The sequence below is a fragment of the Allokutzneria oryzae genome (assembly GCF_042429765.1).
Classification (GTDB): domain Bacteria; phylum Actinomycetota; class Actinomycetes; order Mycobacteriales; family Pseudonocardiaceae; genus Allokutzneria; species Allokutzneria oryzae.
Map to the genome: position 1 here is coordinate 90,016 of NZ_JBHLZU010000018.1, position 14,882 is coordinate 104,897.

General features: G+C 69.3%; 13 protein-coding genes. 10 read left to right on the top strand and 3 right to left on the bottom strand.

The features are described from left to right. Positions 1-12: 12 nt before the first annotated feature. On the top strand, positions 13-1,986 hold the full coding sequence (locus ACFFQA_RS19520) for a tachylectin-related carbohydrate-binding protein (protein ID WP_377853935.1): 1,974 nt from the start codon (positions 13-15) through the stop codon (positions 1,984-1,986). A 109-nt stretch (positions 1,987-2,095) separates the two neighbouring features. Next, a complete protein-coding gene (locus ACFFQA_RS19525; RefSeq protein ID WP_377853938.1) occupies positions 2,096-3,328 on the top strand; it encodes a hypothetical protein in 1,233 nt (410 codons plus the stop codon). Positions 3,329-3,332: 4 nt separating this feature from the next. Here ACFFQA_RS19525 and ACFFQA_RS19530 read toward each other — a convergent pair whose 3' ends face one another. Both ACFFQA_RS19530 and ACFFQA_RS19535 read right to left on the bottom strand, forming a co-directional pair. Further along, positions 3,333-4,430 carry a LacI family DNA-binding transcriptional regulator gene (locus ACFFQA_RS19530; RefSeq protein ID WP_377853941.1) on the bottom strand — a complete coding sequence of 366 codons (1,098 nt, stop codon included), beginning with the start codon at positions 4,428-4,430 and terminating at the stop codon, positions 3,333-3,335. A 248-nt stretch (positions 4,431-4,678) separates the two neighbouring features. Continuing rightward, positions 4,679-5,365 carry a UDP-N-acetylglucosamine acyltransferase gene (locus ACFFQA_RS19535; RefSeq protein ID WP_377853944.1) on the bottom strand — a complete coding sequence of 229 codons (687 nt, stop codon included), beginning with the start codon at positions 5,363-5,365 and terminating at the stop codon, positions 4,679-4,681. A 126-nt stretch (positions 5,366-5,491) separates the two neighbouring features. On the opposite strand from ACFFQA_RS19535, the gene ACFFQA_RS19540 reads away from it, so the two are divergent. Genes ACFFQA_RS19540 through ACFFQA_RS19550 form a run of 3 tightly spaced genes read left to right on the top strand, consistent with a single transcriptional unit; the run spans position 5,492 to position 8,036 of the window. Beyond that, complete coding sequence (locus tag ACFFQA_RS19540; RefSeq protein ID WP_377853946.1) at positions 5,492-7,348, top strand: HAD-IIIC family phosphatase; 1,857 nt, start codon at positions 5,492-5,494, stop codon at positions 7,346-7,348. Between the two features lie 7 nt (positions 7,349-7,355). Next, complete coding sequence (locus tag ACFFQA_RS19545; RefSeq protein ID WP_377853949.1) at positions 7,356-7,601, top strand: acyl carrier protein; 246 nt, start codon at positions 7,356-7,358, stop codon at positions 7,599-7,601. Next, positions 7,602-8,036: a VOC family protein gene (locus tag ACFFQA_RS19550; protein ID WP_377853952.1), complete on the top strand. Its 435-nt coding sequence runs from the start codon at positions 7,602-7,604 to the stop codon at positions 8,034-8,036. 63 nt (positions 8,037-8,099) lie between these two features. Here ACFFQA_RS19550 and ACFFQA_RS19555 read toward each other — a convergent pair whose 3' ends face one another. Next, positions 8,100-9,128: a LacI family DNA-binding transcriptional regulator gene (locus tag ACFFQA_RS19555; protein WP_377853955.1), complete on the bottom strand. Its 1,029-nt coding sequence runs from the start codon at positions 9,126-9,128 to the stop codon at positions 8,100-8,102. Positions 9,129-9,380: 252 nt separating this feature from the next. Between ACFFQA_RS19555 and ACFFQA_RS19560 the strand changes: the two genes are divergently transcribed. The 5 genes from ACFFQA_RS19560 to ACFFQA_RS19580 all read left to right on the top strand — a co-directional run bounded on the left by ACFFQA_RS19560 (position 9,381) and on the right by ACFFQA_RS19580 (position 14,844). After that, positions 9,381-10,640, top strand: coding sequence for an extracellular solute-binding protein (locus ACFFQA_RS19560; protein WP_377853958.1), 1,260 nt, complete (start codon positions 9,381-9,383; stop codon positions 10,638-10,640). A gap of 60 nt (positions 10,641-10,700) precedes the next feature. After that, positions 10,701-11,618 (top strand): carbohydrate ABC transporter permease, encoded by a 918-nt coding sequence (locus ACFFQA_RS19565; protein ID WP_377853961.1) that lies wholly within the window; start codon positions 10,701-10,703, stop codon positions 11,616-11,618. Continuing rightward, a complete protein-coding gene (locus ACFFQA_RS19570; RefSeq protein WP_377853964.1) occupies positions 11,618-12,520 on the top strand; it encodes a sugar ABC transporter permease in 903 nt (300 codons plus the stop codon). Before ACFFQA_RS19565 ends, ACFFQA_RS19570 begins: the two co-directional genes overlap by 1 nt. Positions 12,521-12,644: 124 nt before the next feature. Continuing rightward, positions 12,645-13,745: an ABC transporter ATP-binding protein gene (locus ACFFQA_RS19575; protein ID WP_377853967.1), complete on the top strand. Its 1,101-nt coding sequence runs from the start codon at positions 12,645-12,647 to the stop codon at positions 13,743-13,745. 133 nt (positions 13,746-13,878) lie between these two features. Next, a complete protein-coding gene (locus ACFFQA_RS19580) occupies positions 13,879-14,844 on the top strand; it encodes a metal ABC transporter solute-binding protein, Zn/Mn family (RefSeq protein WP_377853970.1) in 966 nt (321 codons plus the stop codon). Positions 14,845-14,882 lie beyond the last annotated feature (38 nt).

Sequence of the window (14,882 nt, forward strand, 5' to 3'; positions counted from 1 at the left end):
CATGGGGGAAACATGACACTCGGTAACACGAGTGCGCGTTTACGCGCACTCGCACTGACGGCTGCCGTCGGCTCGACGCTGCTGCTCTCCGGCACCGCGACCGCGGCGCCGAGGACCAAGGCGGCCCCGGATCTCGTCTGCGCCCAGGACGTCATGATCGTCGGCGTCGACCCGAACGGCGGGCTCTGGCACAACCTGCACGCCGACCCGGAGAACGGCACGGCCGACTGGACCAGCAGGGGCAAGCTGATCGGCCAGCACTGGTACGGCCGCACCATCACGGGCGCGGACGGCCGCGTCTACGCGGTGCTCGCCGACGGCGAGATCCACCGCTGGCGCTACAACGGCACCGGCTGGGACGCGCCGCCGCCCGGGCAGACCTACGACGTGATCGCCACCGGCGACTGGATCAAGAAGTTCGTCACCCCGGAGTACCGCAACCGGCTGACCTTCGACGCCAACGGCGACCTCTACACGATCGAGCCGAGCGGCGAGCTGATCCGGCACCGCTTCGAGGAGAGCACCCGCAGGTGGGCCCCGGCGCGGGTGCTGGCGGCGGGCTGGGACCGCTACGACGCGATCTTCGCCTCCGGCGACGGCGTGATCTACGCACGGGACAAGCAGGGCCAGCTGTTCCGGCACCAGTACAACGCCGCGTCGCAGCGCTGGCTGCAGGAGAGCGGTGTCGCGCTCGGCGGTGGCTGGGGGCAGTTCACCCGGCTGTTCTCCCCCGGCGGCGACGTCATCTACGGCATGACCGCCAACGGCGAGCTGAAGTGGCACCGGGTCGTCGACGGCAAGCTCACCGCGGGCTCCGGCAGGGTCCTGGTGTCCGGCTGGACGGCGGAGGCGGACATCGCGGCGACCACCGACGGCTGCCGCCTCAACTCCGACTTCGCGCCGCCGCGCCCGTCGGTGCCGTGGAAGGCGAACTCCCGCACCCAGCTGACCGTGACCGCGGACTCGCGGATCCACCACACGTTCGTCGGCCACGACCGCGAGGTCTACGACGCGGTCCAGACCCGGCCGGACAACCTGGAGCTGGAGTTCAAGCTGGCTCCGGGGCACCGAGGGGCCTCGGGCACGCCCACCGTCGCGCCGAGCGCCAACGGTGAGCTGAACCTGTTGTCCCTCAACACCAGCAGCGACGTCTACGCCGGCCGCCTCGCCGGGGAGTGGACGGGGGCCGAGGAGTTCGGCGGCCGGATGGCCAGTGCGCCGACGCTGGTCAGGAACGAGCTCAACCAGCTGTCGGCCTTCGCCTTCGACGGCGACGGCCTCCTCTGGCAGCGCACGCAGGTCCGGCCGGACGGCCCGTTCGGTCCGTGGCGCAAGCTCGCCCCGCACCCCGGAACCACCTTCACCGCCGACGCCCCCGCCGTTCTGCGTTCCCAGCGGGACAGCAGGCTCGTGGCGCTGGACCGCACCGGTGTCCTCCAGTACGTCGACATCGCGCCGGAGAACGTGCCGAACACCGGCACCTACTGGCAGCCGTTGCCCTCGGACGTGAAGTTCACCGGCCGCGCCTCGATCATCGAGCAGCCGGGCGGCGGGCAGTCCGTCGTCGCCCGCGGCGCGGACGGTCAGGTCCGGGTCATCACCGGGACCTCGTCCTGGGGCGGGTTCCGGGACGCGACATGGAAGATCGTCGGTCCTGGTCGCACCTTCGTCGGTGAACCGCAGGCCACCACCAGCCCCAACGGCGTGCCCGCGATCGGCGCCAGGGACGGCTCGGGCAACCTGTACTTCGCCGAGCAGCTCTCGGACGGCAGCTTCACCGAGTGGGAGCTGATGAACAACGGCGCGCCGTCCGCGACCGAGCTGAGCATGGTCCGCTACGGCCCCGACACGGTGGTGCTGAGCTTCCGCGACGCCGACGACCAGCTCTACGTCGGCTCGCTCGAATGGCGGGCGCAGGCCCCCGGCGGCACGAAGGCCGCCGCGCCGAAGAAGGTGACCTTCACCAAGGTCAAGAAGAACCGCTAGCGAACGCGGGACGAAGGGCCGTTCACCTTCCGGGGTGAGCGGCCTTTCGTTGTGGGGCAACAAGGTGAACGTTGTCGGTGTTGGACCGTCCACGCGCGACAATCGCGGTATGGAGCAGTGGGTGTGGACGGGTGGTGGCGCCGCGTGCCTGGTGGCGGCCATCGGTTTCTTCGTGCTGCACCGCCGCCGGGCGGAGACCAACCCGGCCAAGTACGCACCGATGCTGACCACCACGATCCTCGGCGCGGCCGGGGCGCTGTGCCTCGTCGTCGGCTGGCTGATCGCCACCGATCCCTACGTCAACCGCACCGAGGCGCTGAAGACCGGCGGGCTCGCCTCCGGCTCGATCGTGGCGCTGTACGCGTTGTGGCTCAACGACCGCAGGCGTCGCACCGACGAGTCGCGGCAGGTGATCGAGGAGGACCGGCAGCGGATCGAGCACCAGCGCCAGGAGCTCGAACGGATGCGCACCGAGCACGAGCGCGAGAAGACGGCGGACGAGCGCTTCGCCCGCGCCATCGAGCTGCTCGGCCACGACGCCGACCAGGTCCGCGTCGGGGCGCTGCACGCGCTCGCCGGGCTCGCGCGCAGCCACCCGCACCGGACCCAGACCGTCGTGGACATCCTCTGCTCCTACCTGCGCAGGCCCTTCGACCACCCGCGCTACTCGGCGCTGCGCACCCGCTACCACTCCGAGAGCGAGGTGCCGACGGACTACGAGCTCGACGTGGGCGACTTCGACAACGACCCGGCGCTGGACCGCGAACGGCAGGTCCGGATGGCCGCGCAACGGTTGATCGGCGACGCGCTGCACAACGAGCCCGGCTGCGACCTGGACCTGACCGGCGCGGTGCTGGACACGCTGTCGCTGCCGAACGCCAGGCTCGGCGCGCTGAACCTGCGCAACGCCCAGCTCTACGCGGACGCCACCTTCGACGGCAGCCGGTTCAGCGGTGACGTCGACCTCGGGCGGTGCCACGTGTGGGGCGCGATCAGCTTCAGCGGCGCCAAGTTCCACGGCGAGCTGCGGGCAGTGGAGGCCGAGTTCTGGGACACGCCGGTGTTCTTCGGCATCGAGGCGACCAAGTACGTGGACATGCAGCGGTCCAACTTCCACCACGGCGTGCTCTTCGACGAGTCCACCATCGCCACGCTGGTGCTCGCCGACGCGACCATCGGTGACGAGCTGATCGGCCTGCAGGACGTGGAGCTGACCAACCGCGACAACCGCGTGCAGCTGCCGTGGGGCTGGAACGCGGTCGTCGACCACAACGGCAAGGTCACCAGGGTGGACCCGCCGTCGGACGACGAGCCCGATGACTCGCTGATCCCCTTCGGCTGACCCCTCAGGGCCCGTACCACTGCTCCGAGGGCTTCGGCGGGGCGGCGGTGGAGCCGATGACCAGCTCGGTGTCGAGGGTGACGGTGCGCGGGCGGCCGGGGTCGACGTTGTCCATCAGCAGTCGACCGGCTGCCCTGCCCTTCTCCAGCACGGGCTGGCGGACCGTGGTGAGCCCGGCGCGCTCGGCCTCGGTGATGCCGTCGAAGCCGGTGACCGTCAGGTCCTGCGGCACCCGCAGCCCGCGCCTGCGGGCCTCGTTGAGGGCGCCGAGCCCGAGGATGTCGGAGGTGCAGATGATCGCGGTCAGCTCGGGGTCGCGGTCCAGCAGCTGGGCGGCCGCGGTGGCCCCGCACGCGATGGTGTGGTCGAAGCGCTCGACGACCGGGACGCTCGCCCAGTCCACGCCGACGGAGCCGAAGGTGTCGGCGAGCGCGGAGAGCCGGGCGCGCTGCACGTGGAAGTGCGCGTCGCGCTGCCGCTCCAGCGACACGAACCCGTCGTTGCGGTCGCGCGCGAGGCGCATGCAGACCACGCCGATCCGCCGGTGCCCGAGCTCGATGAGGTGCCTGGCGACCCCGGCGATCGCCTCGCGGTCGTCGATGCCGACGCGGTCGACGGAGTCGACGTCGGGCTGGTCGCAGACCACGGTCGGCACGGGCCGTTCGAGCACGGCGGCCAGGTGCGGGTCGTCGTCGGGCACCGAGTAGACGACGAAGCCGTCGACGCCCGCGCGGTGCACGGCGGCGACGTCCTCGCGCTCGGGGTTGGCCGGGACGAGCAGCAGGCCCTGTCCGGCTTCCTCACAGGCCAGCGAGAGACCTTCGAGGAACCCGACGGCTGCCGGGTCGCGGAAGGCGTAGGAGAGGTTCTCGGTGAGCAGCAGCCCCACGGCACCCGCTTTGCGGGTGCGCAGCGACCTCGCCACCGGGTCGGGACCGGGGTAGCCCAGGCGCCGCGCGGTCTCCAGCACCCGGCGGCGCAGCTCAGGTGAGAGCTGGTCGGGTCGGTTGTACGCGTTGGACACAGTCGTCCGCGAGACCCCGAGTTCCGCTGCGAGTGACGCCAAAGTCGCGGGGCGCCGCGTGTTCATCGACCGCGCCATGACGTGACCGTAACGGTTCAGAACCAGTGAGAGAAGTCCAGGTGACCACTCTGTGTTCTTGTCAACAAATCCGCTGGTCAGGCCTCTGAACTGCACTGTCATTGGTTCAGACCAATTTGCGCATCTGTTCACCTGCCGGGACAGGGCTGCCCGTTTCGCCGCAGAGAGCGCTCTCCGTACTGCTTGGTAGGCGATCCGGACCGGGTCGGGTGCGCGTGACGCGCCCGCGCCACGCGCACCGCAGGGGCTCAGGCGCCCGCCCACTCCTTGAGCAACGAAGCCAGGACCTCGGGCACTCCGGCGGGCAGCTCGGAGGTCCCGCCCATCAGGTAGTCGGACACGGCCTCGACGGTCGCCTCGTCACAGCCGAGGCGGGACAGGCCAACGGTGTTGATGCCGACGGCCTTGGCCGGGTTGCCAACGCACGTGGTGAACGGCTTGACGACCTTCCGCACCGCGGCGGACATCCCAATCATCGCTCCTGGCCCGATGTCCACCTGCTGGTGCACGGCCGCGGACATGCCGATGTTCGCGTAGGACCACACGTGGTTGTGCCCGGCGACCCGCGCCGAAGGCGCGAGGGTCACGTTGTCGTCCACCCGGACGTCGTGCCCGATGTGGCTGTAGACCAGGAAGAAGCAGTCGTCGCCGACCCGCGTCGCCCGGTGGGTCCCTCCGTGGATCGAGATGTGCTCCCGGAACCGGTTGCGGTCGCCGATGACGACCCCGAACTCGCCCTGCTCACCCTCCCAGCCGACCACGTGCGGGGTGCCCCGGTTCTCCGGCGGCGTCCCGATGACGGCGCCGGGCCCGATCCAGTTCCCGTCGCCGATCCGCGTCGGTCCGAGAATGACCGCGTGTGGCCCGATGACGTTGTCCTCGCCGAGCTCGACACCGTCGCCGATGATCGCCGTGGGGTGAATGCGGTTCGCCATGCGCGCCATACTGTCACGCCCGCAATGGAGCCCTGACCAGTCGGATCGCCCCGGGACCGCCTCACCCGTTTCGGTAGACTCGCCCGGACCGCGAGACCCCCGAGCACGCGAATTGAGGATCAGAACGTGGTGGACGCGACCGACGGGTTCCTCGCCAACCTCACGGCCGCGGCGAAGGCGAAGAGCCCCCTGAGCCGGACGGACCTGGCCGCTCTCGCCCAGAGCGACGACCCCGCGGCCTTCCGCAAGATCGGCAGGGCGCTCAGGTCGGCAACGGCGGAGGACGCCGGGCTGACCGCGCCGAAGGTCGGGGTGCTGGCCACCTACACGGTCGGCCCGCTTGAGCACATCCTGCGCGCCGGACTGGCCGCGGGAGGGATGCTGCCGACGTTCACCGTCGGCGACTACGCCTCGTTCGACCTGACCCTCTCGCGGTCGGACGACCCGCTCTTCGACGCGGGCCAGGACGTGCTGTTCTGCACCCTGGACTCCTCCTACTTCCTGCCGAAGGACTGGAGCGGCAGCGATGTCGACGCGCTGACCTCCTTCATCACCGAGCGCGTCCAGGCACTGCGCGGCCTGCTGGCCGACGTGGTCACGCGCGGCAAGACGACCGTGCTCACGCACACCGTGCCGCTGCCAGCCGTGGTGCGCGACGGCCTGGTCAGCTGGCAGGGCCGGGCGAAGGTCAGCCGCTGCTGGGCGCAGCTCAACGCCGCGATCCTGGAGCTGGCCGAGGAGCACTCGACGATCGCCGTCGCCGACTTCGTCAGCGCGCTCGCCGACGAGGCCGTCGCCGCGCAGGACGACCGGCTGCTGCGCTTCGCCGACCTGCCCTACACCGACGCCGCGCTGCTGGTGCTCGCCCGCGAGGTGCGGCGGTTCCTCCAGGCCAAGACCGGGCTCTCCCGCAAGGTGCTCGCGCTCGACCTCGACAACACCCAGTGGGGCGGGGTCCTCGGCGAGGTCGGCGCCGCCGGCGTGGAGCTGGGTGGGCTGTACCCCGGGAACTCCTACAAGGAGCTCCAGCGCAGCGTGCTGCGGCTGCGCGACCAGGGCGTGATCCTGGCGCTGGCGAGCAAGAACGACGCCGACCACGTCGAGTCGGCGCTGACCGAGCACCCCGAGGTGCTGCTGCGGCCGGAGATGTTCTCCGCCAGCGCGGTCAACTGGTCGCCGAAGTCCGGCAACCTCAAGGCGATGGCCGCGCAGCTGAGCCTGTCGCCGAACTCGTTCGTGTTCATGGACGACTCGCGGTTCGAGCGCGGTGAGGTCGCCGCGGCCCTGCCAGAAGTCATGGTCATCGCTGCCGACGGCGACCCTGCCTACCTGGTCCGGAACCTGTTGCGCGGCGGCTGGTTCGACACGCTGGAGCTGACCGACACCGACCGCAAGCGGCCCGGTCTCTACAAGGCCCGCGCGGAGCGGGGCACCTTCGCCGAGGGCTTCGGTTCCGCCGAGGACTACCTGCGCGCCCTTGAGGTCGTGGTGACCATCGCCGAGGCCACGCCGTTCGACGTGCCCCGGATCGCGCAGATGGCCGCGCGCACCAACCAGTTCAACCTCACCGGCCTGCGCTACGACCAGGCAGAGACCACCACCATGGCGGACAGCGCCGACCACGTGGTGCTGTCCTGCTCGGTTGCCGACCGGTTCGGCGACGAGGGCATGGTCGGCGCGGCGTGGGTGCGCACCTCCGAGGACGCGTGGGAGGTGCTCAACCTCGTGATGAGCTGCCGGGTCCTCGGCAGGGGCGTCGAGCAGGCCATGGTCGGCTGGCTGGCCAGGCAGGCGAAGAAGGCCGGAGTGCCGACGCTGCGCGGGAACTTCACGCCGTCGGCCCGCAACGGGGTCTCGGCGAAGCTGTGGTCGCAGTCGGGCTTCGAGCTCGTCGGCGAACGGGACGAGACCAAGGTCTACGAGCTGGCCGTGGACGGCGCCGCCGACCTCGTCCCCGATTCGATCCAACTCAAGGAGAAGTGACGAAGTCATGGCGGAGACGCAGTCGGTGACCGACGGGGTTCTGGACATCCTGGAGGACGTTCTGGAGATCCCGCGCGCGGACCTCCAGGCCCACCCGACCCTCCGTGACCACGAGAACTGGGACAGCATGGGCGCGCTGGAGATCCTGTCCCAGGTGGAGAGCCGCTACGGCGTGCAGCTCGACCTGCGCGAGTTCAACTCGGCGAAGACCGTCGACGAGCTGGCCGCGGCCGTGAGCGCGGGGATGAAGTAGTTGATCCTCGGAATCGACCACGTCGGTGTCGCGGTCAAGGACCCCGAGGCCGCGGGCAAGCTGCTGACCGCCCTGGGCATGGCCCAGGGCGAGACCGGCACCGCGGATGAGTACGGCGTCGCCTGTGAGTTCTGGGGTCTGTCCGGCAAGCCGGACGAGGTCGCGGTGGAGCTGGTCTCACCGACCCGCGAGGACTCCTCGGTGCAGTCGCAGCTGGCCAAGAAGGGCCCCGGCGCGTACCACATCGCGCTGGAGGTCGACGACATCGCGGCGGAGATGACCAGGCTGCGCTCGCAGGGCTTCGTCCAGCTCGACGCCGAGCCGTGCGCGGGCGCCCGCGAAGGCATGCGGGTCGCCTTCTTCTACCTGGGCCGAGCGGCGGGCTTCCTCATCGAACTCGTCCAGTACGACACCCCCCGCCGCACCACCTCTTGAGCCATTCGCGGGCTTATGGACCTCTGAGCGCGCTCGCGAAGGTCCATAAGCCCGCGAATGGCGTCAGGGTGCGGGTGGGGCGGTGGACTCGCGCACGACCAGGCGGGGGCGGAAGACGCGGCTGTAGGTGCCCGAGGACCGGCGGCCGCCCGGGGTGAGTCGTTGGACGAGCTCGTCCACCGCGGCGCGGGCCATCTCCGCGATCGGCTGGGCGAGCGTGGTCAACGCGGGCGTGCAGTAGGCCGCCAGCGGGATGTCGTCGAAGCCCACGATCGACATCTGCGTCGGCACCGTGAGGCCACGCCGGTGCGACTCCCGCATCGCGCCGAGCGCCATGTGGTCCGACGAGCAGATCACCGCGGTGGGGGCGGCAGCGGAGTCCAGCAACGTCGCCATCGCCGCGGCGCCGCCTTCCGCACCGTACGGGGCGTGCGCGACCAGGTTCTCGTCCGCGCTCAGCCCCGCCTCCTCCAACGCAGCGGCCCAGCCCGCGCGCTTCAGCCGCGTCGGCAGCGACCTCGCCGGTCCGCACACGAAGCCGATGCGCTTGTGGCCCAGCTCCACCAGGTGCCGCGTCGCGAGATAACCCGCGACCTGTTCGTCCACGGTCACGTCGGGGACGTCCAGCCCGGGGGCTCCGCCGTTGACGAAGACCATCTGCACCCCGTCGGCCAGCAGCCGCGAGTAGTAGGTCTCCCCGCCCGCTTCGACGTTCGTTATCTCCGGGGACACGAAGACCATGCCCTCGACGCCACGGGCGAGCAGCATCCGGACGTACTCCTCCTCGCGCAGCGCCCAGCCCTCGGAGCGGGTGTTGCACAGCAGCGAGGAGTACCCGGCGAGCGAGGCGCGCGTCTCCAGCGCCTCCGCGTAGGCCGGGAAGATCGGGTTCGACAGCTCCGGCACCAGCAGGCCGATCACGCCGGTGCGCTGCAGGGCGCCCAGCCCGCGCGGGCTGTACGGCAGCTCCCCCAGCACTTCCAGCACCCGGCGCCTGGTCGCCTCGTTGACACCGGCGCGCCGGTTCAGCACCCGGCTCACCGTCGAGATGCTCACGCCGGCGGCATTGGCGATCTCGGCAAGACCCGCCACGCGCCCCTCCGCTTCCTAGCCCGCGTCCCCAGACCTGACGCGCCTAGCCTGCCGATCACAGCAAGTTTTTGCAATGCCCTGAAGAATGTTGCAGTGAATGTTGGCCCGTTACGGCTTGGTTACGCGACAACTCTTGACCAAACAGGGCTTCCGGGTATGAAATCCGCGTCATCCTCAACGCAAAAGCTTGCAGAAGCTGACCCGCCTGCCGCCGTCAGGACGCGCAGGTACACGGAGGGAACGACAGCAACGATGCGACGCACACCCCTCGCGAAGAACCTCATCCGGGCCGCCGCGCTGACCGCGGCCGGCGCGCTCGCCCTGACCGCCTGCGGCGGTGGCTCCGGCGGCAACGCCAACAAGATCGTTTTCTGGGACACCAGTGGTCCCAACGAGCACTCGGTGTTCAAGAAGCTCGCCGAGGACTGCGGCACCAAGGGCGGCTACCAGGTGCAGCCCGAGCAGGTCGCCTTCGACCAGGCCCGCAGCAACTACAAGACCAACGCGCAGGGCGGGCAGGGCCCCGACGTCTTCCGCGCCGAGGTCGCCTGGGTCGCCGAGTTCGCCAAGAACGGCCTGATCCAGGACCTCTCCGCGACCGACCTGGCCAAGGACAGCGCGGACTACCTCGACGTGGCGGTCGGCTCCAACTCCTACGAGGGCAAGACCTACGGCGTTCCGCAGGTCACCGACACCCTCGGCCTGCTCTACAACAAGAAGATGCTGGCCGACGCCGGTGTGCAGCCGCCGAAGACATGGGACGAGGTCAAGGCCGCGGCCGCGAAGCTCGGCGACAAGACCCTCTTCATCAACAACGACGCGTACTACGCGCTGCCGTTCATCTACGGCGACGGCGGTGACCTGGTCGACACCTCCGCGAAGAAGATCACCGTGAACTCCGCCGCCTCGGTCAAGGGCGTGGAGACCGCGAAGGCGCTGCTGGACGCGAAGGCCGCGCAGACCGCGCAGGACCCCAGCAACTCCTACAACAACATGAAGGCCGCGTTCTCCTCCGGCCAGGTCGCCATGATCATCGACGGCCCCTGGGCCGTGGTGGACATCCTCAAGAGCGACGCGTTCAAGGACGCGTCGAACCTCGGCATCGCCCCGGTCCCCGGCGCCGCCGCTGGCAAGGGCTCGGGTCCGGTCGGCGGGCACAACTACGTGATCCGCCAGGGCACCAAGGCCAAGGACAACGCGATCAAGTTCATCCAGTGCATGAGCGGCGTCGAGTCCCAGACCACCATCGCCAAGGAGCTCGGCCTGCTGCCCACCCGCAAGGCCGTCTACGACAACGCCGACGTCAAGTCGCAGGCCGTGGTCACCGGCTTCTCCGAGGCCATCAAGTCGGCGCACGCCCGCGCCTGGATCCCCGAGGGCGGCCAGCTCTTCGACCCGCTGAAGATCGGCTACGCCGACGTCCTCTCCGGCAAGAAGACCGCGAAGGCGGCGATGGACGAGGTCGCCAAGACCTACAAGGACCAGGTCGTCAAGGAGTACTCGCAGGGCTGATCGGACAGGGCGCCCCTCACATGAGGGGCGCCCTCCCGTTCTTGGACACAGGAGTCGAGAGTGCGAGGGTTCTTCAGCCGGCACTGGTACGCCTACGCGATGGTGCTGCCCGCCGTGATCGTGACGGGCGTGCTGGTGATCCTGCCGCTGGTGCAGGGCGCCTTCTACAGCTTCACCAACATCAACGAGTCGAACATCGCCAACCCGGTGCTCGACCGCCCGGCGAGCTACGAGTTCACCGGCTTGGAGAACTACGCGAACGTCCTCAGCGGTGACGCGTCCTACGGCGGGTTCTGGGCGATCCTGCTGCGCACGCTGATCTGGACCTTCGCCTGCGTGTTCCTGCACTTCGTGATCGGCCTCGGGCTGGCGATGCTGCTCAACCGCCCGATGCGCGGCCGCGGGGTCTACCGGGTGCTGCTGATCCTGCCGTGGGCGGTGCCCGCGTTCATCAGCGCCTTCGCCTGGAAGTACATGTTCAACGCGCAGTACGGGATCATCAACCAGGTCCTGCGCGCGCTCGGTCTTCCGGACCCGGTGTGGCTGGGCCAGTCCGACCTCGCGCTGGTCGCGGTCATCCTGGTCAACGTCTGGCTCGGCGTGCCGTTCATGATGGTCTCCATCCTCGGCGGCCTGCAGTCGATCCCGAGCTCGCTCTACGAGGCGGCGGAGATCGACGGCGCCAGCGCGTGGCAGAAGTTCCGCAACGTGACCATGCCCGGGCTGCGCTCGGTGTCCAGCACGGTGATCCTGCTCGGCACCATCTGGACCTTCAACATGTTCGCGGTGGTCTACCTGATCACCGGCATCAACCCGAACACGCGGCTGCTGATCACCTACGCCTTCGAGCGCTTCTTCAACGGCGCCTCGCGGGACTACGCCATCGCGTCGACCTACGGCGTGCTGATCCTGTCCGTGCTGCTGGTGTTCGCTTCCGTCTACCGCCGGGCGCTGCGCCGGCAGGGTGAGGTGTGGTGATGAGCCTCGACGCCGCTTCCATCAAGGCGACGGAGAACGTCGCGGCCGCAAGACCCATGGGCAGGGCGAAGCGCTCCCGGCTGGCCAGCGCCGGCCTGCACGGCGCGCTCGTGTTCGCCTCGCTGATCGCCGTCTTCCCGGTGTTCTGGGTCTTCATCACCTCGTTGAAGCCCGACGCCAAGGCAGCGGAGACAACGCCGACGCTGTTCAACGACTCCAGCTTCGACAACTACACGAGCATCCTCTCCGGCGAGAAGGGCTCGTTCCTGGCGTGGTTCGCCAACTCCGCGGTGATCGCGATCCTCACGACGGTCATCTCGGTGTTCCTGTCGGCCACCGCCGCCTACGCGGTGAGCCGGTTCCGCTTCCCCGGCCACCGGGGAATGATGATGTCGTTCCTGTTGATCCAGATGTTCCCGTTCGCGGTTCTGATCGTGCCGCTCTACAACATCCTGCTGATGTTGGGACTCCAGGGCACGAGTTTCGGATTGGTATTGGTCTACTGCACGACCGCCGTTCCGTTCTGCGCGTACATGCTCAAGGGCTACTTCGACGCGATCCCGCGCGACATCGACGAGGCGGGCCGGATCGACGGGCTCTCGGCGTTCTCGGTCTTCTGGCGGCTGGTCCTGCCGCTGTCCAAGCCGGGCGTGGCGGTGACCGCGTTCTACGCGTTCCTCACCGCATGGGGCGAGGTCGCCTTCGCCTCGGCGTTCCTGTCGGCGTCGGACGAGTCCAAGACGCTGGCGGTCGGGCTCCAGGTGTTCGTCCAGCAGAACCGGACGGAGTGGGGCCACCTCGCGGCCGCCTCGATCCTGGTCGCCATTCCCGCGGTAATCGTCTTCTACCTGGTCCAGAAATTCCTCGTTGCCGGGCTTGCCTCAGGAGCTGTGAAGGGGTAGAGGCCTCGGACACACTCGGTAATTGGTCTGTACCTTTACCGTTTCGGTGTCACTCCGGGGGCTGACGGAATCGTTCTGAACAGTTACCTTGACGTATCCCGCAGCACAGTGAAAGGGACCACACATGGCCGAGGTCGCCTACGTCAACGCGTCCCGGGTGTACCCGGGCAGCCCGCCGGTGCGGGCGGTCGACGAACTCCAGCTCGACATCGCCGACGGCGAGTTCCTGGTCCTGGTCGGGCCGTCGGGTTCGGGCAAGTCGACCGCGCTGCGGATGCTCGCCGGCCTGGAGGACGTTGACGAGGGCGCCATCGAGATCGGCGGGAAGGACGTCACCAACGTCCCGCCCAAGGGCCGCGACATCGCGATGGTGTTCCAGTCCTACGCGCTGTACCCGCACATGACCGTCGGCGAGAACATGGGCTTCGCGCTGAAGCTGCGCGGTGTGCCCAAGCCGGAGATCAAGGCGAAGGTCGCCGAGGCGGCCAAGATGCTCGACCTGGAGAAGTACCTCGACCGCAAGCCCAAGGCCCTCTCCGGTGGCCAGCGGCAGCGCGTCGCGATGGGCCGCGCCATCGTGCGCGAGCCCAGCGTGTTCCTCATGGACGAGCCGCTGTCCAACCTCGACGCCAAGCTGCGGGTGGAGACCCGCGCCAACATCGCCGCGCTCCAGCGGCGGCTGGGCACCACCACGATCTACGTGACCCACGACCAGGTCGAGGCCATGACCATGGGCCACCGGGTCGCGGTGCTCAAGGACGGCCTGCTCCAGCAGTGCGACACCCCGCGCGCGCTGTACGAGACCCCGGCCAACGCGTTCGTGGCGGCCTTCATCGGCTCGCCCGGCATGAACCTGAAGACGGTTCCGCTGTCCGCCGCGGGCGCGCAGCTGGACGGCCTTGAGGTCCCGCTGCCGCGCACCACGCTGGACAAGGTCGGCGCCGACGGCCTCAAGGAGGTCACTTTCGGTGTCCGTCCGGAGTCGCTCGGCCTGGTCGGCGCGGACGAGGAGGGCATGGAGCTGACCGTCGAGCTGGTCGAGGAGCTCGGCGCGGACGCCTACGTCTACGGCTCGGTGCGCATCGCCGACCGGCCGGAGCGCTTCATCGTCCGGGTCGACGGCCGCACCCCACCGGCGCTGGGCCAGACCGTCCGGGTCGGCCTGCGCGACGCCGGCGAGATCCACCTGTTCCACCCGGAGACCGGCGCCCGCATCGAGGGCTGACCTCCAGCGTCTATCGCATCACAATTCCGGCCCCCGTCCGCCTCGAGGTGGACGGGGGCCGGTCTCGTACTTCTAAAGTGAACTCGACAACGGTTTCCATTACCTGATCGAGCGTCGCCTAGGAGTGCCGTCCATGACCATCCGTAGCTCTCGGCTCACCGCCGCGCTGGCCGGGCTGACCGCCACCGCGCTCGTGCTCACCGGTTGCGGCGGCGGCACGCCCCAGTCCCCGGCCACCACCGCGACCGGCAAGATCAAGGTCGTCGCCTCCACCGATGTGTGGGGCAGCGTGGCCAGGTCGGTCGGCGGCGAGGAGGTCGAGGTCAGGGCGCTCATCTCCGGCGGTGGGGTGGACCCGCACTCCTACCAGGTCACCCCGGCCGACAGCGCCGCGGTGAAGAACGCGGGACTGGTCCTGGTCAACGGCGGCGGCTACGACGACGCCATCGGCAAGCTGGTCCCGCAGGACAAGCTGCTGATCGAGGCGGCCAAGCTCGACGAGCACCTCAACGAGACCAAGCCGGACAACCCCGCCGAGAAGGACGAGCACGGCCACTCGCACGGCAACGGCGAGCACAACGAGCACGTCTGGTACGAGCTGGACACGGTCAGCAAGGTGGCCGACGAGCTCGCCGGTCGCCTCGGCGACCTCAAGCCGGACGCGCGGGCGAAGTTCACCGCGAACGCCGACAAGTTCAAGAACGAGGTGGGCGCGCTCGACAAGCGCGTGCACGCCTTCGGCGAGGCCAACAAGGGCGCCAAGGTGATCGCGACCGAGCCGGTCGCGGCCAACCTGATCAGCCACGCGGGCCTGGAGGACGTGACTCCGGAGCAGTTCAGCAAGGCCGTCGAGGAGGGCAACGACCCGCCGGCCGCCGCGGTCGCGGAGATGGAGAAGCTGATCACCGGCAAGCAGGCGGCGCTGCTGATCTACAACCCGCAGACCGAGTCCGGCGTGACCAAGCAGGTGAAGGCCAAGGCCGCCGCGGCGGGCCTGCCGGTCGTGGAGTTGACTGAAACGCTGCCCGAGGGCAAGAACTACCAGCAGTGGATGAGCGACCAGGTCGACGCCCTCGCCAAGGCCCTGCCCAAGCACTGAAGCACTGAGAAAGCGCCATTCGCGGGCTTAAGGACGTC

Excerpts from the sequence above, each read along its gene's own strand:
- ACFFQA_RS19535 (WP_377853944.1), bottom strand. The coding sequence starts at position 5,365 with ATGGCGAACCGCATTCACCCCACGGCGATCATCGGCGACGGTGTCGAG.
- ACFFQA_RS19560 (WP_377853958.1), top strand. The coding sequence starts at position 9,381 with ATGCGACGCACACCCCTCGCGAAGAACCTCATCCGGGCCGCCGCGCTG.
- ACFFQA_RS19530 (WP_377853941.1), bottom strand. The coding sequence starts at position 4,430 with ATGGCGCGGTCGATGAACACGCGGCGCCCCGCGACTTTGGCGTCACTC.
- ACFFQA_RS19545 (WP_377853949.1), top strand. The coding sequence starts at position 7,356 with ATGGCGGAGACGCAGTCGGTGACCGACGGGGTTCTGGACATCCTGGAG.
- ACFFQA_RS19575 (WP_377853967.1), top strand. The coding sequence starts at position 12,645 with ATGGCCGAGGTCGCCTACGTCAACGCGTCCCGGGTGTACCCGGGCAGC.
- ACFFQA_RS19520 (WP_377853935.1), top strand. The coding sequence starts at position 13 with ATGACACTCGGTAACACGAGTGCGCGTTTACGCGCACTCGCACTGACG.
- ACFFQA_RS19580 (WP_377853970.1), top strand. The coding sequence starts at position 13,879 with ATGACCATCCGTAGCTCTCGGCTCACCGCCGCGCTGGCCGGGCTGACC.
- ACFFQA_RS19525 (WP_377853938.1), top strand. The coding sequence starts at position 2,096 with ATGGAGCAGTGGGTGTGGACGGGTGGTGGCGCCGCGTGCCTGGTGGCG.
- ACFFQA_RS19570 (WP_377853964.1), top strand. The coding sequence starts at position 11,618 with ATGAGCCTCGACGCCGCTTCCATCAAGGCGACGGAGAACGTCGCGGCC.